The organism is Sphingomonas sp. URJC2 (assembly GCF_059803575.1).
Window position 1 is genome coordinate 102,516 of the sequence record NZ_JAPFGX010000004.1, and the last position, 21,743, is coordinate 124,258.

The 21,743-nt window shown below is 68.7% G+C and carries 19 protein-coding genes; 4 read left to right on the plus strand and 15 right to left on the minus strand.

What is annotated here, in order from left to right; genetic code table 11:
* The first annotated feature begins 9 nt into the window (after positions 1-9).
* The gene (locus OPU66_RS03400) at positions 10-2,460 is read left to right on the plus strand and encodes a zinc-dependent metalloprotease (protein ID WP_498552200.1); all 2,451 of its coding nucleotides are present in this window, start codon (positions 10-12) and stop codon (positions 2,458-2,460) included.
* Positions 2,461-2,575: 115 nt separating this feature from the next.
* On the opposite strand, the gene OPU66_RS03405 is transcribed toward OPU66_RS03400, so the two are convergent.
* The 9 genes from OPU66_RS03405 to OPU66_RS03445 form a co-directional block, all read right to left on the minus strand.
* Complete coding sequence (locus OPU66_RS03405; RefSeq protein ID WP_498552201.1) at positions 2,576-3,532, minus strand: DUF808 domain-containing protein; 957 nt, start codon at positions 3,530-3,532, stop codon at positions 2,576-2,578.
* 214 nt (positions 3,533-3,746) lie between these two features.
* Positions 3,747-4,019, minus strand: a complete 273-nt coding sequence (locus OPU66_RS03410; protein WP_498552202.1) for a DUF3297 family protein — start codon at positions 4,017-4,019, stop codon at positions 3,747-3,749.
* Entirely contained in the window at positions 4,016-5,485 is a 1,470-nt protein-coding gene (locus OPU66_RS03415; protein ID WP_498552203.1) for a UdgX family uracil-DNA binding protein, read from the minus strand. The genes OPU66_RS03410 and OPU66_RS03415 overlap by 4 nt, the downstream gene beginning before the upstream one ends.
* Positions 5,486-5,624: 139 nt before the next feature.
* On the minus strand, positions 5,625-6,278 hold the full coding sequence (locus tag OPU66_RS03420) for an OmpW/AlkL family protein (RefSeq protein WP_160592511.1): 654 nt from the start codon (positions 6,276-6,278) through the stop codon (positions 5,625-5,627).
* A gap of 199 nt (positions 6,279-6,477) precedes the next feature.
* Complete coding sequence (locus OPU66_RS03425; protein WP_498552204.1) at positions 6,478-7,728, minus strand: putative DNA modification/repair radical SAM protein; 1,251 nt, start codon at positions 7,726-7,728, stop codon at positions 6,478-6,480.
* 144 nt (positions 7,729-7,872) lie between these two features.
* On the minus strand, positions 7,873-9,174 hold the full coding sequence (locus OPU66_RS03430; RefSeq protein WP_498552205.1) for a dihydrolipoamide acetyltransferase family protein: 1,302 nt from the start codon (positions 9,172-9,174) through the stop codon (positions 7,873-7,875).
* A 6-nt stretch (positions 9,175-9,180) separates the two neighbouring features.
* Entirely contained in the window at positions 9,181-10,185 is a 1,005-nt protein-coding gene (locus OPU66_RS03435; RefSeq protein WP_498552226.1) for an alpha-ketoacid dehydrogenase subunit beta, read from the minus strand.
* Between the two features lie 8 nt (positions 10,186-10,193).
* The gene (locus OPU66_RS03440; protein ID WP_498552206.1) at positions 10,194-11,465 is read right to left on the minus strand and encodes a 3-methyl-2-oxobutanoate dehydrogenase (2-methylpropanoyl-transferring) subunit alpha; all 1,272 of its coding nucleotides are present in this window, start codon (positions 11,463-11,465) and stop codon (positions 10,194-10,196) included.
* 248 nt (positions 11,466-11,713) lie between these two features.
* Positions 11,714-12,583 carry an SMP-30/gluconolactonase/LRE family protein gene (locus tag OPU66_RS03445; RefSeq protein ID WP_498552207.1) on the minus strand — a complete coding sequence of 290 codons (870 nt, stop codon included), beginning with the start codon at positions 12,581-12,583 and terminating at the stop codon, positions 11,714-11,716.
* A gap of 114 nt (positions 12,584-12,697) precedes the next feature.
* Between OPU66_RS03445 and OPU66_RS03450 the strand changes: the two genes are divergently transcribed.
* From OPU66_RS03450 to OPU66_RS03460, 3 genes are all read left to right on the plus strand, one after another.
* A complete protein-coding gene (locus tag OPU66_RS03450) occupies positions 12,698-13,846 on the plus strand; it encodes an acyl-CoA dehydrogenase family protein (RefSeq protein ID WP_407695726.1) in 1,149 nt (382 codons plus the stop codon).
* A 230-nt stretch (positions 13,847-14,076) separates the two neighbouring features.
* Complete coding sequence (locus tag OPU66_RS03455; protein WP_498552208.1) at positions 14,077-15,174, plus strand: AraC family transcriptional regulator; 1,098 nt, start codon at positions 14,077-14,079, stop codon at positions 15,172-15,174.
* 82 nt (positions 15,175-15,256) lie between these two features.
* On the plus strand, positions 15,257-15,970 hold the full coding sequence (locus OPU66_RS03460; protein ID WP_498552209.1) for a CPBP family intramembrane glutamic endopeptidase, BDIM_20840 family: 714 nt from the start codon (positions 15,257-15,259) through the stop codon (positions 15,968-15,970).
* Between the two features lie 65 nt (positions 15,971-16,035).
* On the opposite strand, the gene OPU66_RS03465 is transcribed toward OPU66_RS03460, so the two are convergent.
* From OPU66_RS03465 to gcvT, 6 genes are all read right to left on the minus strand, one after another.
* Positions 16,036-16,698 (minus strand): DUF938 domain-containing protein, encoded by a 663-nt coding sequence (locus tag OPU66_RS03465; protein WP_498552210.1) that lies wholly within the window; start codon positions 16,696-16,698, stop codon positions 16,036-16,038.
* On the minus strand, positions 16,695-17,156 hold the full coding sequence (locus OPU66_RS03470; RefSeq protein ID WP_498552211.1) for an abscisic acid-deficient protein Aba4 family protein: 462 nt from the start codon (positions 17,154-17,156) through the stop codon (positions 16,695-16,697). The genes OPU66_RS03465 and OPU66_RS03470 overlap by 4 nt, the downstream gene beginning before the upstream one ends.
* 64 nt (positions 17,157-17,220) lie before the next feature.
* The gene (gcvPB, locus tag OPU66_RS03475) at positions 17,221-18,795 is read right to left on the minus strand and encodes an aminomethyl-transferring glycine dehydrogenase subunit GcvPB (protein ID WP_498552212.1); all 1,575 of its coding nucleotides are present in this window, start codon (positions 18,793-18,795) and stop codon (positions 17,221-17,223) included.
* Positions 18,792-20,153: an aminomethyl-transferring glycine dehydrogenase subunit GcvPA gene (gene gcvPA / locus OPU66_RS03480; RefSeq protein ID WP_498552213.1), complete on the minus strand. Its 1,362-nt coding sequence runs from the start codon at positions 20,151-20,153 to the stop codon at positions 18,792-18,794. The genes gcvPB and gcvPA overlap by 4 nt, the downstream gene beginning before the upstream one ends.
* 53 nt (positions 20,154-20,206) lie before the next feature.
* Positions 20,207-20,578, minus strand: coding sequence for a glycine cleavage system protein GcvH (gcvH, locus tag OPU66_RS03485; protein ID WP_498552214.1), 372 nt, complete (start codon positions 20,576-20,578; stop codon positions 20,207-20,209).
* Entirely contained in the window at positions 20,575-21,738 is a 1,164-nt protein-coding gene (gcvT, locus tag OPU66_RS03490) for a glycine cleavage system aminomethyltransferase GcvT (protein ID WP_498552215.1), read from the minus strand. Before gcvT ends, gcvH begins: the two co-directional genes overlap by 4 nt.
* Positions 21,739-21,743 lie beyond the last annotated feature (5 nt).

Consider the following 21,743-nt stretch of genomic DNA (forward strand, 5'->3'; position numbering starts at 1 on the left):
ACTGACCAGATGATCCGCAAGACGGCGCGTGCCGCGCTGACCGCCCTGCCGCTGCTGCTCGCCGCCGTGCCGGCCGGGGCCGCGCCTGCTGCGCCGGCGGTGCTGCAGGGCACCGAGCGGATGGACGGGCTGCTCCCCGTCCATGTCGACCGGGCGGGCGGGCGCATCCTGCTCGCGCTGCCCGCACCGGGCGCAGACGGGGTGATGGCGCGGCTGCTTTATGTCACCGCACTGCGCACCGGGCTGGGGTCGGCACCGGTGGGCCTTGACCGCGCCCAGCCCGGCCCGGCGCAGTTGCTCGTCATCCGGCGCATCGGCCGCAAAATCGCGTTCGAGCTGGAAAATCCCCGCTTCCGTGCCGAAGGTGCGCCGGCGGCCGAACAGGCGGCGGCGCGCGATGCCTTCGCCACCTCGACGCTGTGGCTGGGCGATGCGGTGGCCGGCAGCAATGGCGAAACGCTGGTCGACATCGCCCCCTTCCTCGTGCGCGACAGCAAGGGCATCGCCGATCAGCTGCGCGCGGCCGGCGAGAAAGGGTGGAAGCTCGCCCCCGAACTCAGCGCCGCCGATCCGGGCGCGGTGCGCGTCTTTCCGCGCAATATCGAACTCGAGGCGCGGCAGACCTTCGTGTCCGACACGCCGGGGGCCGAGGTTCGCAACATCGCGCCCGATCCGCGCCAGATCAGCCTTGCCGTGCGCCACAGCCTGATCGCGCTGCCCGAGCCCGGCTATCGCCCGCGCAGCTTCGATCCGCGCGGCGGCAGCTTTTCCAGCCAGTATCTCGATTATGCCGCACCTTTGGGCGGGCAGATCGTCCGCAACCTCGCCAACCGCTTCCGGCTGGAGCGGGTCGATCCGGATGCGCCGCGCTCGCGCGTGAAAAAGCCGATCATCTTCTATATCGACCGCGCCGCGCCGGAGCCGATCCGCACCGCGCTGCGCGAAGGCGCGTCATGGTGGAAAGCCGCGTTCGAGGCCGCCGGGCTGATCGATGCCTATCGGGTCGAGATCCTGCCCGAGGGGGTCGATCCGCTCGACATCCGTTACAACGTCGTCAACTGGGTCAACCGGGCGACGCGCGGCTGGTCCTATGGCTTTGCGGTCACCGATCCGGTGACGGGCGAGATCCTGAAAGGCTCTGTGCTGCTCGGCTCGCTGCGCGTGCGGCAGGATATCCTGATCTATGAAGCGCTGGTCGGCGCGGCGGCGACCGGGCGCGGCGGGCCCAATGATCCGGCGCAGGTCGCGCTGGCGCGCATCCGCCAGCTGGCCGCGCACGAGGTCGGCCATGCGCTCGGCCTGCTGCACAATTTTGCCGGCAGCACCCAGAACCGGGCGTCGGTGATGGATTATCCGGCCCCGCGCATCACGCTCAAGGACGGCGCCCCCGACCTGTCGGATGCCTATGGCACCGGCCTTGGCGCATGGGACATGCATGCGATCGACTGGCTGTATGGCGATCCGCCGTCGGGAGACGCAGAGGCCGCCGCGCGGCAGAAGGTCGCTGCCGCCACGGCACGCGGGCTGCGCTTCGTCGCCGATGAAAATGCGCGCGCGGCCGGGGCGGCCCAGCCCTGGGGCAGCCTGTGGGACGATGGCAGCGATCCGGTCGCCGAGCTTGAGCGGATGATGACGGTGCGCGCCGCCGGCGTCGCGCGCTTCGGCCCGGCGGCGCTCGCGCCCGATGAGCCGGCCGCCAATCTGCGCCGCAAATTCGTGCCCGTCTGGCTGCTGCACCGCTATCAGGTCGAGGCGGCGGCCAAGCTGCTGGGCGGGGTCGAGAGCAGCTATGCGGTCGGCGCGGACGCCGCCGGCCAGGGCCGCGCGGTTGCCGGGGCGGCGCAGCACAAGGCGCTCACCGCGCTGCTCGCCACGCTCGACCCGGCGGCGCTCGACGTGCCCGAGGCGCTGATCCCGGCGCTGTCGGCCGGCTGGTCGGGCGATGGCGACCGCCAGTTCGAGATCGAGGTGATGCGCACGCCCGGCGGCACGGTGTTCGACCCGCTGGTCGCCGCCGATGTCGCAGCACAGGTGACGCTTGGCGCATTGCTCGCCCCGGACCGGCTGGCGCGGCTGGCCGACCAGCATCGCCGCGATGCGAGCATTCCCGGCATTGGCGAGCTGGCCGAACGGCTGATCGGGCTGGCCGTGCGTCCGCCCGCAGCGCCACGTCTGGCGGCCGTGCGCCGCACGGTCGGCACGCGCATCCTGATGGCGCTGGCCCGCGCCGCGCAGGATGCCGGGACGGGCAGCGAGGCCGCGCTGCGGATCGATCAGGCGCTCGATGACTGGGCGGCGGCGCAGGCAAGCGCCCGCATCGCCGACCGCGACGACCGCGCCTGGGCGCTGGCGATGGCGCGGCTGCTGCGCGACCGCGAGGCACGGGCAGCGGCGATTGCCCGCGAAACCGCGGTCCCCGCCGTGCCTCCCGGCATGCCGATCGGCGATGGCGAGGGCTGACGGAAAGCGGAGACCAAGCAAGCCGCCCGTCGCAATGCGGCGGGCGGCTGGTCTGGACCTCTGATTTACCGCATTTTCCGAGCCGCCGGGTGGGTCAACCCGGCTTGAAAATGCTCTAGGCCGGCTGCGCGTCCTTGCCCTTGCGACGCGGCAGAAGATGGATCGCGCCGGCGATCAGCGCGCCCAGCGCGACGCCGAACACGCCCGAGGCGACGGCCCCGCCTAGCCAGCGGCCAAAGCCCGGCGCAAAGCCGAGCAGCCCCGCGCCCAGTTCGCCCGCCTGATCGACCAGATGCGGGATCGCCTCGACCAGATGCAGTTCGTGCAGGCCGTGGACAACGATGCCGCCGCCGACCCAGATCATCGCGGCGATGCCGATGCCCGACAGCGCCTGCATCAGGATCGGCATCCCGCGCACCAGCCCGCGCCCGATGCCGCGCACCAGCGCCGATGACCGGCGCGCCAGATGCAGGCCGATATCGTCCATCTTCACGATCAGGCCGACCGCGCCATAAACGGCAACCGTGATCGCCACCGCGACCAGCGCCAGGGTGACGGCCTGCATCACCAGGCTCTGCTCGGCCACTTCGGCAAGGGCGATGGCCATGATCTCGGCCGACAGGATGAAATCGGTGCGCACCGCGCCGGCGACCTTCTGCCGCTCAAGCTCGGCGCTTTCGAGCGCGAGGTGCAGTTCCTCCTCGCCCGCGCCATGCGGGCGGATGACCTCGATCAGCTTTTCTGCGCCTTCGAAGCAGAGAAACGCGCCGCCCAGCATCAGCAGCGGGGTGATCGCAAACGGGGCAAGCGCGCTCAGCGCCATCGCCGCGGGCAGCAGGATAACCAGCTTGTTGAACAGCGACCCGCGCGCGATTTTGGCGATGATCGGCAGTTCGCGGTCGGGGGTGAAGCCGGTCACATAGCGCGGCGTGACCGCCGTATCGTCGACGACGACGCCCGCCGCCTTGGCCCCGGCCTTGCCGGCCGCCGCACTCACATCGTCAAGGGATGCCGCCGCCAGCTTGGTGATGCCGGCGATATCGTCGAGAAGTGCAACAAGACCCGTAGCCATGGCCGCGGCTTAGCGCATGGCGCGCGGCGGCGGAAGGCCGGGTATTTGGGCTTGGGAAGATCGGCACCGGCCTGCTCCCCCAGCCGGCCTCCCATGGCGTAACCTGCCGTGGGGGAAGGCCGGGTGGGGGTGAGGGCCGGTGCCGCGACCGCGCCGAGAGGCGCACAACAAAACGCCGCGCGCCCAGACGACGCGGACCTCAGCCCTGCGGATCTCAGCCGTTATCGGCGGGCGTGTCCGCGCCTTCGGCGGGGGACTGGAACCACGGCTCGACCGGGCCGGTCAGCTTGATGGTCAGCGGCCGGCCATGCCGGTCCATCTTCTTGCCCAGCCCGACGCGCACCCAGCCTTCGGAGACGCAATATTCCTCGACATCGGTGCGCTCGACACCCTTGAAGCGGATGCCGATGCCGCGCGCGAGCAGATCGGGCGCGTAAAAGGGGCTGCGCGGGTCGGAGGACAGGCGATCAGGAGGGGTATCGGTCATGGCCGCGCCTGTAGCGCGCCGCCCCCGCCCCCGGCAAGAGCCTCGGCCCGCGCCCAGCCTTGGGCGAGATCGTCGACGAAGCGGCGATATTCGACCTGCGCCTTCTCCGCATCGGGCAGGCGCAGCAAATAGCTGGGATGCACGGTCACCCACGCCTCGGCCCCGTCCGCCAGCGGGTGCGCGCGCCCGCGAAGGGCGGCGATGGTGCCGCCGGGGCCGAGCAGCGCCCGCGCCGCCGTCGCGCCGAGCGCGAGCAGCACAGGCGGGCGGATCAGCAGCCTTTCCTGTTCGATCCACCACGCGCAGGCGGTGATTTCCGAGGCACCGGGCGTGTCATGGATGCGGCGCGGCCCCCGCCGCACATGCTTGAAATGCTTGACCGCATTGGTGAGGTAGAGCCGCCCCCGGTCGATCCCGGCATCGCCAAGCGCACGGTCGAGCAGCTGGCCGGCGGGGCCGACAAAGGGCCGGCCGGCCATGTCCTCGCGGTCGCCCGGCTGTTCGCCGACCAGCATCAGCCGCGCATCGACCGGCCCTTCGCCGAACACCGTGCCGCCGGCCCCGGCATGAAGCGGGCAGCGCGTGCAGCCCGCCGCTTCGGCCTTGAGCAGCGCCCAGGCCCGGTTCCGGTCAGCGGGTTTGCCCCGGTCGGGCGCGGCCGCCGGGCCGGCCGCTGCGATCATCTGCGCCTCGCGGGCCTGCGCGCCGGCGATCAGCTGCGGGATCAGCGCGGTTTCGGGCAGGTTTTTCCAGTATTTGCGCGGCATTTCCTTGAGCATCGCGCCGATCTTGACCCGCGCGGGGTTGAAGATCGCGGCATAATAGCCGTGCCACATCGCCTCGACCGGATCGCCGCCGGGCGCATCGGCGGGGCTGGCCCCCGGCCCCTCGGTCAGCGTGTCGCCATCCCAGTGGATCGCGCATTCGGGCGTCAGAATCGACCAGCGCATCGCCGCGAACCGGCGCACGAAAAACCCGGCATTCAGCCGGACGATATGGTGATCCGGCTCGAACCAGGCGACAAAGCGGCTCCCCTCCCCGTCCGCCACCTCGCGGAAGCGGACAAAGGCGCGCATCTTGTGCATGTCGCGCCGGACGGCACGGACCATCTCGTCCAGCCGCCGCACCAGCGGATCGGCGCGGTCCTCGATCAGCCGGGGGGTGGTGCGCAGCCGCCAGAGCAGGGTGTAAAGCAGCGCAAACCGCGCAGGATCACGGTGCGCGATGGCGAGCCGCATCAGCTCCAGAAATGCGCGCGGCACGGTAAAGCCGGGCTGGGAATCGGCGGGCTGGGGATCGGCGGGCACAGCCTCGGCCGCCGGGGCAAGCGCCGCGAACAGGTCGCCGCCCTCGTCCCCCACCGACCAGCTGACGCTCTCCGGCGGCACCGATGCGGCGATCAGCGCCCGCGCGGCATCGCGCCACCCGTCCGCATCATCCGCGCGTGCCAGCCTGATGTGCCGCATCGTGCCCGCCTAACCTCCCGGCCCACTTCCCGCCGGTGCGGCGGGCGTCGGGGGCGGAGATAGGCATTGCGCGCGGCCGGCAAAAGCCACCCGGCCTGCGTTGCGGCCGGGTGGCCCGGTCATGCCGGCATGCGGCCGTTCAGAAGCGGAAGCCCAGCCCCGCGCCGAACACGAACGGATCAAGGTTCAGCCGCACCCGCTGCGTGCCGATGGCGGTCGTCGCCAGCCGCGCGGTGGTGTCGATGTCGATATATTTGACGTCGAGATTGAGGAAGATCTTGTCGTTGAGGTCGATATCGACCCCGGCCTGCGCCGCCCAGCCAAGGCTGGATTTCAGGTTCACCCGCGTCGCGCCGACCGCGCGTTCGAGCCCCGCGCTCGCATCTTCGGAATAGAACAGCGTGTAGTTGACGCCCGCGCCGACATAGGGGCGCACCTTGCCCTTGGCGATCGGGCGATATTGCACGGTCAGCGTCGGCGGCAGCACCCAGGTCGAGGCGAGCGCGCCGATCGACCCGGTGGTGCCGGTGCGGCCCGATGCGGTGTGCTTGGTCGTCGCCGCGATCAGTTCGAGCGAGACATGGTCGGACACGAAATAGGTAAAATCGATTTCGGGCATGAAGCTGTTGTCGACGCTCACTTTCTCGCCCGGAAACGCCGGCAGGACATCGCCCGATTTCTCGTTGGGCGCGACCAGAATGCCGCGCAGCCGGACCTGGAAATCCCCGGCCTCGGCCATGGCCGGCTGGGCGGCCGCGGCGGCGAGCAGTGCGAACGTCAAAGTGCGGATCATCGTCTTGCCCCTTCGTCTTGAACGAAAGCGGACATGGCGATGCGGCCGCGACGCCTCTTTGACGGGCGTCAAACCCTAGGGAATATCCCTAAGGCATTTTCAAGCCGGGTTGAACCACCCGGCGACCCGGAAAATGCCGCAAATCAAAGGGCTGGAGCGGCTTCCGATCCGGTGCAATCGGATCGGAAGCCGCTCCAGCTTAAAAAAGTTCCAACTGACTGTTTTTGCTGGTGATTAACTGACGCAGATCGGTGCGGTCAGTGAGCGCTGTCGGCCGCCAGTCATCGGTCACCAGAAAGGGCCGCACCCGCGCCACCGACACGGTCAGTCGGGCAATGTCGTCGAGCCGCAGCCGCCGCCAGCGCCGCGCGGAGAGAATGGCCCCCACCGCCTTCAACCCCAGCCCCGGCACGCGCAGCAGCAGCTCGCGCGGGGCGCGGTTGACATCGACCGGAAAGCTGGCGCGGTGCTTGAGCGCCCAGGCCAGCTTGGGATCGATGTCGAGCGGCAGCATCCCGGCGGCGTCGGCGGCGTCGACCATCTCGTCGGGCGCAAAGCCGTAAAAGCGCATCAGCCAGTCGGACTGGTAGAGCCGGTGCTCGCGCATCAGCGGCGGGCGGCGCAGCGGCAGCACCGCGCTGGCATGGGGAATCGGGCTGAACGCCGAATAATAGACGCGGCGCAGCCCGTGGCGGCGATACAGGCCCGAGGCGCGGCGGATGACATCGCCGTCGGTCGCGCTGTCGGCGCCGATGATCATCTGGGTCGACTGGCCGCCCGGGGCCATGCGCGGCGCATGGCGGAAGCGGCGCGCGTCGCGGGCCTCGGCGATATGGCCGGCGACATCGGCCATCGCGCCTTCGATCCGGGTGGCGGATTTTTCGGGCGCGAGCCGCTTCAGCCCGCCTTCGGTCGGCAGTTCGACATTGATCGACAGCCGGTCGGCATAAAGCCCCGCCTGCCGGACCAATTCGGGATCGGCGTCGGGGATGGTCTTCAGATGGATATAGCCGCGAAAATCATGGTCCTCGCGCAGGCTGCGCGCGACCTCGACCAGCTGTTCCATCGTATAGTCGCTCGACGCGATGATGCCCGAGGACAGGAACAGCCCCTCGATATAATTGCGCTTATAGAAGGAGATGGTGAGATCGACCACCTCGCGCGCGGTGAAGCGCGCGCGCCGCACGTTCGAGCTTTTGCGGTTGATGCAATAATGGCAGTCGAAGATGCAGCTGTTGGTCAGCAGGATCTTGAGCAGCGAGATGCAGCGTCCGTCGGGCGCATAGGCATGGCAGATGCCCATCCCCTCGGTCGAACCCAGCCCCCTGGTGCCGCGCGGCCCGGCCTTCAGGCTGTTGCGCCTGGCGCTGCCCGATGACGCGCAGGACGCATCATATTTGGCCGCATCGGCGAGGATTTCGAGCTTTTGGCGAACATCGAGCTGAGCCATCGATGTTCTTTATATGTTCACGCGCCCAGCTCTGCAAGCACCCCGCCCGCCGCCCGCCCCGTTGGGGGTGCCGGGCGGCGGACAGGAAGACTGGCAGGCCGCGCATTTTCAAAGCCGGGCGATCCCACCCGGCTCGAAAATGCTTTAATCGGCGAACAGCAGCACCGGCGTCTCGATCAGCTTCTTGAGCGCCTGGACATAGCTGGCCGCGTCCCAGCCATCGACGACGCGGTGGTCGCAGCTGATCGACAGGTTCATCAGCTTGGCGCGGACAATGTCTTCCCCGCCCCGGCCATTGGGGCGGAACACCGGCCGCTCGACGATCTTGTTCGGGCCGATGATCGCGACTTCGGGCCGGTTGATGACCGGCGTGGTGGCGATCCCGCCCAGCGGGCCGAGCGAGGTGATGGTGATGGTCGATCCCGACAGTTCGGCCGAGGTCGCCTTGCCGGTGCGCGCGGCATCGGCCAGCCGGGCGATCTCGCGCGCCAGCTGCCAGACATTCCTGTCCTGCGCGTCGCGGATCACCGGCACCATCAGCCCGGCATCGGTCTGCGTCGCCATGCCCAGATGCACGGCACCGGAGCGGGTGACGATCCCCGCCTCATCGTCATAACGGGCGTTGAGCATCGGGAAATCGGGCAGAGTGCGGCAGATCGCGACGATCAGCAGCGGCAGCATCGTCAGCTTCGGCCGGTCGCCGCGATTGGCGTTGAGGTCGGCGCGCAGATCCTCAAGCGCGGTGACGTCGATTTCGTCGACATAGGTGAAATGCGGGATGTGGCGCTTCGACGCCGCCATATTCTCGGCGATGCGGCGGCGCATGCCGATCACGCGCACCTGTTCGTCGGCGCGCGCCGCGCCCGGCCGGCCATAGCCCTGCCCGGCATGATAGCCGAGATAAGCGTCGAGATCGGCATGGCGGATGCGCCCGTCCTGCGCCGGACGGACCATGGCGAGATCGATGCCGAGATCGGCCGCGCGCGCGCGCACCGCCGGCGAGGCGAGGATCGGCCCATGCGCGGCGGCCGGGACCGGCGCGGGAGCCGGGGCCGGTGCCGGTTCAGCAGCCGGAGCGGGCGCGGGTGCCGGAGCCGGAGCGGGTGCGGGCGCCGGAGCGGGCGCTGGTGCCGCGACAGGCGCCGCGACCGGCGCAGGTGCCGGAGCCGGCGCAGCAGCGGGGGCCGCGTCTTCGGCGACATCGCCCTCGACCTCGATCACCGCGAGCGCCGAGCCGATGGCGATCACATCGCCTTCGGCCCCGGCAATCTCGCGGACGATGCCGGCGACCGGCGATTCCATCTCGACGGTCGCCTTGTCGGTCATCAGATCGGCAAGCTTGCCGTCCTCCTCGACCCGGTCGCCCACTTTCACGTGCCAGGCGACGATTTCGGCCTCGGCAATGCCTTCGCCGATATCGGGAAGGCGGAAGGTGTAGAGAGCCATGGCTGGTCAGTCCTTCATGATCTTCGTCAGCGCCTCGCGCAGGCGCACCGGGCCGGGGAAATAGGCCCATTCAAGGCTGTGGGGATAAGGCGTGTCATAGCCGGTGACGCGCTCGATCGGCGCTTCCAGGTGATAGAAGCAGCGTTCCTGCACCAGCGCCGACAGCTCGGCCCCGAAGCCGGAAGTGCGCGTCGCCTCATGCACGATCAGGCAGCGGCCAGTCTTTTTGACCGACGCCTCGATCGTGTCGATGTCGAGCGGCAGCAGCGTGCGCAGATCGACCAGCTCGGCATCCAGCCCCATTTCCTCGATCACGCCCTGGCAGACATGGACCATCGTGCCATAGGCAAGCACGGTCACCGCCTCGCCCGGCCGCACGATCTGCGCCTTGCCAAGGTCGATCCGGTAATAGCCCTCGGGCACCTCGCCCCCCGGATGCGCGGACCAATTGCGCGCCGGCCGGTCATAATGGCCGTCGAACGGGCCGTTATAGATGCGCTTGGGTTCGAAGAAGATCACCGGGTCATTGTCTTCGATCGCCGCGATCAGCAGCCCCTTGGCGTCATAGGGGGTCGAGGGGATGACGGTCTTCAGCCCCGAGACATGGGTGAAGATGCCCTCGGGCGACTGGGAGTGGGTCTGGCCGCCGAAAATGCCGCCGCCAAAGGGCGATCGCACGGTGATCGGCGCTGTGAACTCGCCCGCCGAGCGGTAACGCAGCCGCGCGGCTTCCGACACCAGCTGGTCGAGCGCCGGATAGATGTAATCGGCAAACTGGATCTCGGGCACCGGGCGCAGGCCGTGCGCGCCCATGCCGACGGCGACGCCGATGATACCCAGTTCGGTGATCGGCGTGTCGAACACGCGCGTCTTGCCATATTTCTTCTGCAGCCCGGCGGTGGCGCGGAACACGCCGCCGAAATAGCCGACATCCTCGCCCATCACGACGATGTCGGGATCGCGCTCCATCAGCACGTCAAGCGCCGAGTTGATCGCCTGGATCATGTTCATGCGGGCCATCAGCGCGTCTCCAGTCCGGCGGCGCGCGCCTCGGCCAGCATCTGCTGGCGCTGTTCTTCAAGGTGCCAGGGCATGGTTTCGAACACATTCTCGAACATGGTCGACATCGGATGGTGCAGGCCGTGGCCGAGAATGCCGTTCTGTTCGGCCTCCTTCTGCGCGGCCTTGACCAGATTGGCGAGTTCCAGATCCATCGCGGCATGGGCGTCCTCGTCCCACTGGCCCGACACGATCAGGTGCCGTTTCAGCCGGGCGATCGGATCGCCGAGCGGCCAGGCCGATGCCTCGTCCGCCGACCGGTAGGCAGAGGGATCGTCCGAGGTCGAATGGCCTTCGGCGCGATAGGTGAAGAACTCGATCAGCGTCGGTCCCTGATTGGTGCGCGCACGCTCCGCCGCCCATTCGGTCGCGGCATAGACGGCAAGCGCGTCATTGCCGTCGACCCGCAGGCTGGCGATGCCATAGCCGACGCCGCGCGCGGCAAAGGTCGTCGCCTCCGCCCCGGCAAAGCCCGAAAAGCTGGAAATCGCCCATTGATTGTTGACGACGTTCAGGATCACCGGCGCGCGGTAGACGGCGGCAAAGGTGCAGGCCGAATGGAAATCGCCCTCGGCGGTCGATCCTTCGCCGCACCAGGTGGCGGCGATTCGCGTGTCGCCCCTGATCGCGGACGCCATCGCCCAGCCCACCGCCTGAGGCAGCTGGGTGGCGAGATTGCCGGAGATCGAGAAGAACGAGCCTTCCTTGGTCGAATACATGATCGGCAGCTGCTTGCCCTGCAGCCGGTCGCCCTTGTTCGAATAGATCTGATTCATCATGTCGACGAGCGACCAGTCGCGCGCGATCAGCAGCCCCTGCTGGCGATAGCTGGGAAAGCACATGTCGTCGCGGTCGAGCGCAAAGGCCGCGGCCACGGCGATCGCCTCTTCACCCGTGCACTTCATGTAGAAGCTGGTCTTCCCCTGGCGCTGGGCGCGATACATGCGCTCGTCGAACGCGCGGGTGAGCGCCATCGCGCGCAGCATCGCGCGCAGCCGGTCGGGGTCGAGCTTGGGGTCCCACGGCCCGACCGCCTGGCCGTCATCGTCAAGCACGCGCACCAGCCCGTAAGCGAGGTCGTGGATCGCCGAGGGGTGGACATCGGTCGCGGGCCGCGCGGCGCTGCCGGCGGCGGGAATATGAAGGTCGCTGAAATCGGCCTCGTCGCCGGGCCGGTATTTCGGCTCGGGAACGTGCAGCGATAGCGGCGGCAGGTTGGGGCGGTTGCTCATCCTCACTCCACTGGCTGGCCCGGACGGGCCGCGGCGCTCTTTGCCGCGCTTGTTATAAAATTTCAAAGGGCGATTCGAGTCTCCGCGCCGGAAATGGCACGTTCCTGCAAAAGCGATTTCATATCATTGGCTTACCGGCCCGCCCGCGACCGGGTTTCCCGGCCCGGGGGGCGTGCCCGACCGGCTGGCCGGGCGCGAATCGCGCCGCGTGCGCGGACAGGGCACAGCCGCAGGCATCGGCTCACCCCTCACCCGCCGGCAAACGCCCATTCGGCCACGCCCGGCACATCGGTGCGGAACGAAAAAATGCCGCCCGACCCCGCTTCGCCCTCGACGCTGGCGCTGGTGACAAAGGCGGTGCGGCGATCCGCGCCGCCAAAGGCGATCATCGTCGGCCGGCTGACCGGCAGCGCGACTTCGGTGACGACCGCGCCGTCCGGATCGAGGCACGCCACCCGCCCGCCATCGAACAGCGCCGTCCAGTAACGCCCGGCCTCGTCGAACGAGCCGCCGTCGGGCCGGCCATGGCCATGCGGCCATTGCCGGATGATCCGCCGGCCGGTCAGCCGCCCGTCGGCGACATCATAGGCGCGCAGGGCGTGGCTGGGCGTGTCGGCATGGTGAAAGCGCGTGCCGTCGGCGGTGAAGGCGGCGCCGTTGCACGTCGTCATCCCGGCTTCGATGCAGGTCACGCTGCCATCGGGGTCGAGCCGGTAGAGCGCGGCGTCATGGCTGGTCTTGAGCGTGTCGACACTGCCCACCCAGAAGCGCCCGGCGGGATCGGTGCGGCCGTCATTGAAGCGATAGCCGGGCCGGTCGACCAGCACCGCCGGCCCGAACGGCCGCAGCGGCGCATCCCAGTGATCGATGACCGCAAAGCCGGTGCGCATCGCCAGCAGCAGTCCGCCCGAGCGGGTGAAGGCGAAACAGCCGACCGGATCGTCGAACCGGCGGCATGCATCCACCCCGGTCGCGGGATCGAAGCGGTGCAGCTCGGCCCGGGCGATATCGACCCAGTAGAGCCGCCTTTCGCCTTCATGCCAGCGCGGCCCCTCCCCAAGCGCGGCACGGGCATCGAGGATCAGGCGCGGCAGAATCGGGGGCGAGGCATCGGTCATGCCCGCCGGGATAGGCCGGAGGCACACGCACGCAAGCCCATGACACTTCCCCTTGACGGAAACGTCAACTCGCGGTCATGTGTGCGGCGAAGACAAAAGAGAGAGAGGATGACCATGCTCGAGACGCTTGGCCGCACCGTCTATACCCCCGACCATGAGGCGTTCCGCGAAACGGTGCGCAGCTTCCTGCACAAGGAAGCGGTGCCGCATATCCAGCGCTGGGACGATCAGGGCATTGTCGACAAGGACATCTGGCCCAAGGCGGGCGAGCTGGGCATGCTGTGCCCGACCGTGCCGACCGAATATGGCGGGCTGGGCCTTGATTTCGGCTATAACGCGATCATCGACGAAGAAGTGGCCTATGCCGGCACCCCGCTCGGCTTCAGCCTCCAGTCGGACATCGTCGTCAATTATCTCGTCTCCTATGGCTCCGAAGAGCAGAAGCGCCACTGGCTGCCCAAGCTTGTCTCGGGCGAGGTGGTGACCGCGATCGCGATGACCGAACCGGGCACCGGGTCCGACCTGCAGAGCATCCGCACGACCGCGAAGAAGGACGGCAATCACTACGTCATCAACGGGTCCAAGACCTATATCACCAACGGCCAGAACGCCGATCTGGTGCTCGTCTGCTGCAAGACCGACACCGAGGTGCAGCCGGCGTGGAAGGGCGTGTCGATCATTCTGGTCGAGGCGACCCGCGAAGGGTTCAAGCGCGGCCGCAACCTCGACAAGATCGGCCAGGACGCGGCCGACACCTCGGAGCTGTTCTTCGAGGATGTGCGCGTGCCGATGACCAACTGCCTGGGCGAGGAAGGCAAGGGCTTCATCTATCTGATGAGCGAGCTGCCGCAGGAGCGGCTGTCGATCGCGATTTCCAGCCACGCCTCGGCGCAGCGCGCGTTCGACGACACCGTCGCTTTCGTCAAGGACAGGAAGGCGTTCGGCAAGCCGGTGTTCGATTTCCAGAACACCCGCTTTACCCTGGCTGATCTGAAGTCGAAGCTGCAGGTCGGCTGGGCGCATCTCGACTGGGCGCTCGCCCGCCATCTGAAGCGCCAGCTGACCCCGGAAGAAGGGGCCGCCGCCAAGCTGTTCCACACCGAACTGCAATGGGAAGTGATGGACAAGTGCCTCCAGCTGCATGGCGGCGCGGGCTATATGAACGAATATCCGATCGCCCGTGCGTGGCGCGGCGCGCGCGTCAGCCGCATCTATGGCGGCACCAACGAAATCATGAAGGAACTGATCGGCCGCACGCTCTGATGCGTTGCCGGGACGGTTCCATCAGCGACTGTCCGGACAGGCCATAACGCCGGCACACCGGCACGCGCCCATGGCGCACCGGCGGCGGTTCCCAACCGGGACCGCCGCCCACTGGCAGGGGGCCGGTGCCACGCGCGCCGGCCCCCGATTTTCAGCTGCGCCGTGTGATGGGTTCCGCACGTCCGCCGCCGGTGATGCAAACCGGCTCCGAAATGCTTTAGCGTGACACAATGAACGTCGCGCAGCTGGACATCGCCATTCGCGTCGGCACCGCGAGCATTTTGCTGCTGCTCGCCGGGCTGCTGCTCGGCCATCGCCGCCGGCTTGGGTTGCCTGCCCTGCTGTTCGCGCCGCTGGCGGTGTGTGTGGCGGGCTTTGTCCTTGGCAACACGCCGCTCGGCGCGCTGCGGCCGGCCGGGCTGGCGGGGGCATTCGCGCATCTGGCAAGCGGGTTCACGGTGATTTTCCTGTGGTGGTTCGCCCTGTCCTGCTTCGACAGCCGCTTCCGGTTGCAGGGCGGTGTCCTGATCGCCGGGCTGGCATGGGCGGGGCTTGCGGCGGCCGATCGCGGCCTGTTCGGCGCCATGCTGGCCGATGCCGGGCTGTCGCGCGCCCTGGTGCTGCTGGGCCTGGCGATTGTCGGCCATCTGATCTGGCGGCTGCTCGATGAACGTCAGGGCGACCTGATCCAGCAGCGCCATGACGCGCGGATCCTGGTTGCGGTGCTGTTGGGCGGGATGCTGCTGATCGATCTTGTGGCGGATGCGTTGTTCGGGTTCGACTGGCGACCGCTGGGCTTTGCGATGGCGCAAAACCTCATGATCCTCGGGTTCGGCCTGTGGCTTGCCGGGCGGCTGCTGACCGTCAGGGCCGATGTGCTGACCTTTGGCGTGGCCGAACGGGGCGCCGTGCCGCCCGCCGCCGCCGATACTTGGGACCAGCGCCGCCAAGACGCGCTGCTCGCCCGCCTGTCCGTGCTGATCGAGAGCGAGCGGGTGCATCTCGACCCCCAGCTGACCTTTGCCCGGTTCGTGGCGCTGATGGCCGCCCCGGAGCGCACCGTCAGAACGCTGATCAACCAGCAGATGGGCCATGATCATTTCCGCGCCTTTCTGAACCATCACCGGGTGACAGAGGCGCGGCGTCTGCTCGCCGAACGGAATCGCGACGACAAGCTGATCGCCGTCGCACTCGACAGCGGCTTCGCCTCGCTCGCCAGCTTCAACCGCGCCTTCCGGGCCATTGAGGGCTGCGCCCCCAGCGAATATCGCGCAGCGGCGCGCCGGGCCGCCGCGCTCCGGCCGCAGCCTGCAAAAGCCGGGTTTTGAGGAGCGAAAATCCGCTTTCTGAGCAGCGGGGCCGGCGGGCACGCCCTACCCCCGGCGCGCACCAACAGAGACAGGCAGGCGCGTGGACGGAGTGATCGGACTGGCCGGAACCCTCGCAATACTGATCGGACTGGGAACGGCGCTGGGGCTGGCCGATCGGCGCAATTTCGCGCCAGGGTGGCTGGCCGTCGCCGCGCTGCTGGTGGCGATCAACGATGCGCTGCTCACCCGCTGCTACGGCCTGCTGCCCGACGTGATGGGCGGGGACTGGAACTGGCAGGGCAAGCTCGCGGCCATCGCCGCCACCATCGCCATCGCCAGCCGGCCCGCCTTCGGGTTGCGCCGGGTCGGCTTCACCCTCGCGCAGCTGCCGGGCAGCCTCAAATTGGTAGTGCCGGTTGCCGCGCTCTATTGCGGCTTTTTCATCGTCATCGCCCTGCTCTTCCCCGGCAATCGGGCCAGCACGGAACAGCTCGCCTTCCAGCTGACGATGCCCGGCCTTGAGGAAGAGCCATTTTATCGCGGCATCCTGTTGTTCGCGCTCGATCAGGCATTGCGGGGCCGCAAGCGGCTGCTCGGCGTCGACTGGGGCTGGGGCGCATTGCTGTCGTGCATGGTGTTCGGCCTCGCCCACGCCTTTGGCCATACCGATTCAGGCTTTGCCTTTGATCCCGTCATCATGGCGCTGACCGCCATACCATCGCTGATCGCGGTGTGGCTGCGCCTGCGGACGGGAAGCCTATTGGTGCCGATTTTGCTGCACAACTTCGGCAACTCATTTTCCCTCCTCGCCTGAGGCCGGGCGCGCAGCCGGCGACGCGAGATGACGGCGGGAGCCAAGGCCCGGCCGGCCCCGGCCGGCTAGGCCGCCCGCCGGCGATAGATCAAAGTCAGGTTGTTGGCCGGCATCGCAAGCCGTTCGGTGCGGGCAAAGCCATTTTCGGCGGCCAGCCGGTCGATATCGTCCAGATGGCGCAGGCCCCATTCGGGATTGCGCGCCTTGAGTGACTGGTCAAAGGCAAGGTTGGACGGCGCGGTGTCGATCCCGCCTTCCAGATAGGGACCGTAAAGGATCAGCGGCGCATCCGCCGGCAACAGCCGCGCCGCACCCCTGAACAGGCCGATGGTCGCCGCCCATGGGCTGATATGCACCATGTTGATGCACACACAGGCATCGGCGCCGGGCGCGGCGTAATCGTCCACCCAGTCAGGCGCGGCGGCGTCGAGCGCCAGCGGCGGGCGGACATTGGCCAGCCCCGCGCACCATGCGGCGATCGAGGCACGGGCATCGGGATAGGGGTCGCTGGGCTGGAAGATCAGGCCGGGCAGATGGGCGGCGAAATGGCGGACATGCTCGCCCGTGCCGCTTGCCAGTTCGAGCACCAGCCCCGCCGGCGGCAGCACCCCGCGCAGCACCGCCAGAATCGCATCGCGGTTGCGCGCCGTCGCCGGGGAGTGGCGCGCGCCGGAGACATCGCCGGCCAGCTGCCCGGCAGGCGGATCGGGAAGCGGCCCCGCGCTCATCGCCGCGCCCGCCGCCGCGCCGCCGGTTCGCGCACGCCCAGCCAGACGAGCAGCCCCGCCGGCCCGGCCAGAAAGGTCAGCAGCAGCACCGGGGCCTGAGCGATGCGGGCAAAGCCCTTGGCATCGGCATCGCGCGCGATCCACAGCCCGGCGAACAGATCGAGCGCCAGATAATGGGTCCAGCCGATGACGATGCCGCCATCGCTGGCAAACAGCGCGCGCAGCCCGGCGGGGGAATAATCGGTGAGGTCAGGCCGCGCCGCCGCCCCGGCGACCGGCACCGGATCGACCAGCCCGGCCAGCACCGCCGCCGCCGCCGTCAGATAGGCAAGGCACAGCAGCCCGACGCCCAGATACATGACTGCGGTGAGCGGCAGCGGCCGCCGCGGCGCGAGGATCAGCACCGCCCAGCCGGCGAGTGCGACGATGTTGGTCAGCTGAAACAGGCCCTGCCACATGGGCGCTGCTGTGGCAGGGTGGGCCGCCCCTGTCGAGGGCGGCGCACCCGGCATAAGTTGGGCGTTACTCGGCCGCCTGGGCCAGTTCGGGATCGCGCCAGGTGAGGATCGGCTTGCGCGCGGCAAGCGTCTCGTCAAGCCGGCGGCGCGGCGCGAAATGGGGCGCAGCCTTCAGCGCCGGATCGCCCGCCTTGGCCCGCGCGACGACATGGCGCAGCGCGCCGACAAAGGCGTCGAGATTGGCCTTGGACTCGGTCTCGGTCGGTTCGACCAGCATCGCCCCGTGCACGACCAGCGGGAAATACATGGTCATCGGGTGATAGCCCTCGTCGATCAGCCCCTTGGCGATGTCGAGCGTGGTGAAGCCATCGGCCAGCCCGTCGTCTGAGAACAGCGCCTCGTGCATGCACGGGCCGCTGGCCGCGAACGGCGCGTCGAGCACGTCTTCAAGGCAGCGCAGCAGATAATTGGCGTTGAGGACCGCATCCTCGCTCACCTGCCGCAGCCCGTCGGCCCCGTGGCTGAGCATATAGGCCGCCGCGCGGGTGAACATGCCCATCTGGCCGTGGAACGCGACCATGCGGCCAAAGCTGTCGTCATGCGCCTCGCCACGGTTGAACTCCTCGACCAGCAGATAGCGGTCGCCGTCGCGCTCGACGGTCGGCAGCGGCGCGAACGGCGCCAGCGCCTCGGAAAACACAACCGGCCCCGAACCCGGCCCGCCGCCGCCATGCGGGGTCGAGAAGGTCTTGTGCAGGTTGATGTGCATCGCATCGACGCCCAGATCGCCGGGACGCACCCGGCCGACAATGGCGTTGAAGTTCGCGCCGTCGCAATAGACGAAGCCGCCCACCGCATGCACGGCATCGGCAATGCGCTTCAGATCCGGCTCGAACAGGCCGCAGGTGTTGGGATTGGTGATCATCACCGCCGCCACATCCGGCCCCAGCCGCGCGACGAGCGCGTCGAAATCGACCCGCCCGGCCGGCGTCGCCGGAATGTTTTCCACCCGGTAGCCGGCAAAGGCCGCGGTCGCCGGATTGGTGCCATGCGCCGATTCGGGCACCAGCACCACCGAACGCGCATCGCCGCGCGCCTCAAGCGCCGAGCGGATGGCAAGCAGGCCGCACAGCTCGCCATGCGCGCCGGCCTTGGGGCTCATCGCCACGGCGGGCATGCCGGTCAGCGTCTTGAGCCAATGCGCGACCAGATCGATGAGCGCGAGCGCGCCCTGCACCGAGCTGATCGGCTGCAACGGGTGGATGTCGGCAAAGCCCGGCAGCCGCGCCATCTTCTCGTTGAGGCGCGGATTATGCTTCATCGTGCACGAGCCGAGCGGGAAGAAGCCGAGATCGATCCCGTAATTCTGCCGCGACAGGCGGGTGTAATGGCGCACCGTTTCGGGTTCGGACAGGCCCGGCAGGCCGATCGGGCGGTTGCGCTCCAGCCCGCCCAGCCGCGGGCGGACGGCGGCGGGGCCTTCGGGCAGGTCGACGCCGCTCGTGCCCTCATCGCCGATCTCGAAGATCAGCGCTTCTTCAAGCATCAGCGCCCGGTTGCCGGACCAGGTGGCGGCTTCGCCCCCGGCGGCACCCGGCGTCTCGGGGCGGGTGACGCGGCCTTCGCGGTTCATGCTCATGCCAGTTCCTCCTCAAGCGCGGCGGCCAGCGCCTCGACATCCTCGTCGGTGGTGGTTTCGGTGACGGCAACGACCAGCCCGTTGGCCAGCGCGTCCGCCCCCGGATAGAGCCGGCCGAGCGACACGCCGGCCAGAATGTTGCGCTCCTCGGCAAAGCGGCGGACCAGCGCCCGCGCCTCGACCGGCAGCACCAGCGTGAACTCGTTGAAAAAGCTGTCGTTGAGCAGCCGCACGCCCGGCACCTGCGCCAGCCGCTCGGCAGCGGCAACGGCGCGGCCATGATTGACCTGAGCCAGCCCGCGCAGCCCCTTTTCGCCCAGCAGCGTCAGATGCACGGAGAAAGCGAGCGCGCACAGGCCCGAGTTGGTGCAGATGTTCGACGTCGCCTTTTCGCGGCGGATATGCTGTTCGCGGGTGGACAGAGTGAGCACGAAGCCGCGCTTGCCCTCGGCATCCACCGTCTCGCCGCACAGCCGGCCCGGCATCTGGCGGACGAACTTTTCCTTGCAGGCGAACAGGCCGACATAAGGCCCGCCAAACTGCAACCCGACGCCCAGCGACTGGCCCTCGCCGACGACGATGTCCGCGCCCATGTCGCCCGGAGCGCGGATCAGGCCCAGCGCGACCGGCTCGGTCACCACCGCGATCAGCAATGCGCCCGCTTCATGCGCGCGCGCCGCCAGCGCCTCGAGATTGCCGATGCGGCCGAGAATGTCGGGATATTGCACGACCACGCATGACGTCTCGCCGTCGATCGCGGCGGCAAGCGCGTCGAGATCGGTCGCGGCGTCGAGCGTCGGCAGCGCGGTGTGCAGATCATCGCCGGTAAAGCGCGCCATCGTCTTCGCAACCGACACATAATGCGGGTGCAGCCCGGCCGACAGCAGCGCCTTTTTGCGCCGGGTGACGCGGCCGGCCATGGCGATCGCCTCCCAGCAGGCGGTCGAGCCGTCATACATCGACGCATTGGCGACGTCGCAGCCGAGCAGACGCGCCACCTGGGTCTGGAACTCGAACAGCATCTGCAGCGTGCCCTGCGCGATTTCCGGCTGATAGGGCGTGTAGGCGGTCAGGAACTCGCCGCGCTGGATGATGTGATCGACGCTGGCCGGGACATGGTGGCGATAGGCGCCGCAGCCGAGGAAAAAGGGCACATCGCCGGCAACCGTGTTGCGCGCGGCAAGCGCTTTCAGCTGGCGTTCGACCGCCAGTTCCGAGGCATGGTGCGGCAGCCCGGCAATCGGGTCCGCCAGCCGCGCCTCGACAGGCACGTCGACAAACAGGTCATCGATCGACTGCGCGCCGATCTGGCGCAGCATCGCCGTGCGATCGGCGTCGGTCAGTGGAAGATAGCGCACTGTCTTTACATCCTTTTTCCGTCAATGGGCGGGCATGGCCCGCCCCGGCGGGATCACAGCGAGGCGATGAAGGCCTGATAGGCGTCGCCGTCCATCAGCCCGTTCAGCTCGGCCGGATCGGCGAGCCGCAGCTTGAAGAACCAGCCTTCGCCCTCGGGCGCGGAGTTGACCAGATCGGGCTGGTCGGCGAGCGCGGCATTGCCCTCGGTCACTTCGCCCGACACCGGCGAATAGACGTCGGACGCGGCCTTGACCGATTCAACGACCGCCGCTTCGCCGCCCGCCTTCACCTGCGTGCCGGCCGCCGGCACTTCGACGAACACGACATCGCCCAGCTGGCCCTGCGCATAATCGGTGATGCCGACCGTGGCGGTCTCGCCATCGACATCGATCCATTCATGGTCCTTGGTGAAATAGCGGGTCATTTGGCGGCTCCCTTGCGATGATATCTGGTGGGCACGAACGGCATCGGCGCGACGGTGGCGGCAAAGGCGCGGCCGCGCTGGCTGAGCGTGATCGGGGTTCCGGCCGCGGCCAGCCCGGCCGGGACATAGGCCATGGCGATCGGCCGTTCGAGGCTGGGGGAAAAGCCGCCGGACGTCACCCGGCCAATCTCCCGGCCCGCCGCGTCGACCACGGTCGCGCCCTCGCGCACCGGCTGACGCCCGTCGACCAGCAGCCCGACGCGGCGCAGCGGCGCGCCCGCCGGCCATTCGCCGAGCACCCGGCCCGCGCCCATGAAGCCGCCCTGCTCGCGCCGGCGTTTGGACAGGGCAAAGCCGAGATCGGCGGCGACCGGCGTCGTCGTCTCGTCAAGGTCATGGCCGTAAAGCGGCAGCCCCGCCTCCAGCCGCAGCGAATCGCGCGCGCCAAGGCCGATCGGCTTCACCTCGGGCTGGTCGCACAGCAGGTCGGCGATGCGCGCGACATGTTCGGCGGCGACCGAAATCTCGAACCCGTCCTCGCCGGTATAGCCCGAACGGCTGATCCAGGCCGGCACGCCCGCCAGTTCGAATGCGCTGGCTTCCATGAAATAAAGCTGCGCGACCGCCGGCTGGATGCGGGCGAGCGCGTCGACCGCCTTCGGCCCTTGCAGCGCCAGCAGCGCCTGATCGTCCAGATGGTTGAGCGTGATCTCGTCGGCCAGATGCTCGCGCAGATGGCCGATATCGTCATATTTGGTCGCGCCGTTGACGACCATGTAGAAATCGTCGGCGCGGCGCGTGACCATCAGATCGTCGAGAATGCCGCCATCCTCGTTCAGCAGCAGCGAATAGCGCAGCCGGCCGACGCCCAGCGCCTGCATGTCGCCGGGCAGCAGCGCCTCCAGCGCCTGATCGACGCCGTCGCCGCTCAGCAGCAGCTGGCCCATATGGCTGACATCGAACAGCCCGGCGCTGCTGCGCGTCCACAGATGCTCGGCCATGATGCCGTCATACTGGATCGGCATGTGATAGCCGGCGAACGCCACCATCCGCGCCCCGCGCGCCCGGTGCCAGGCGTCGAGCGGCAGCGTCGCGATGTCCGGCTCGGCATCGTCATGCCCGGCTGGGGTGGTGTCATTATGGGTGGCAGCATCGCTCACTGGTC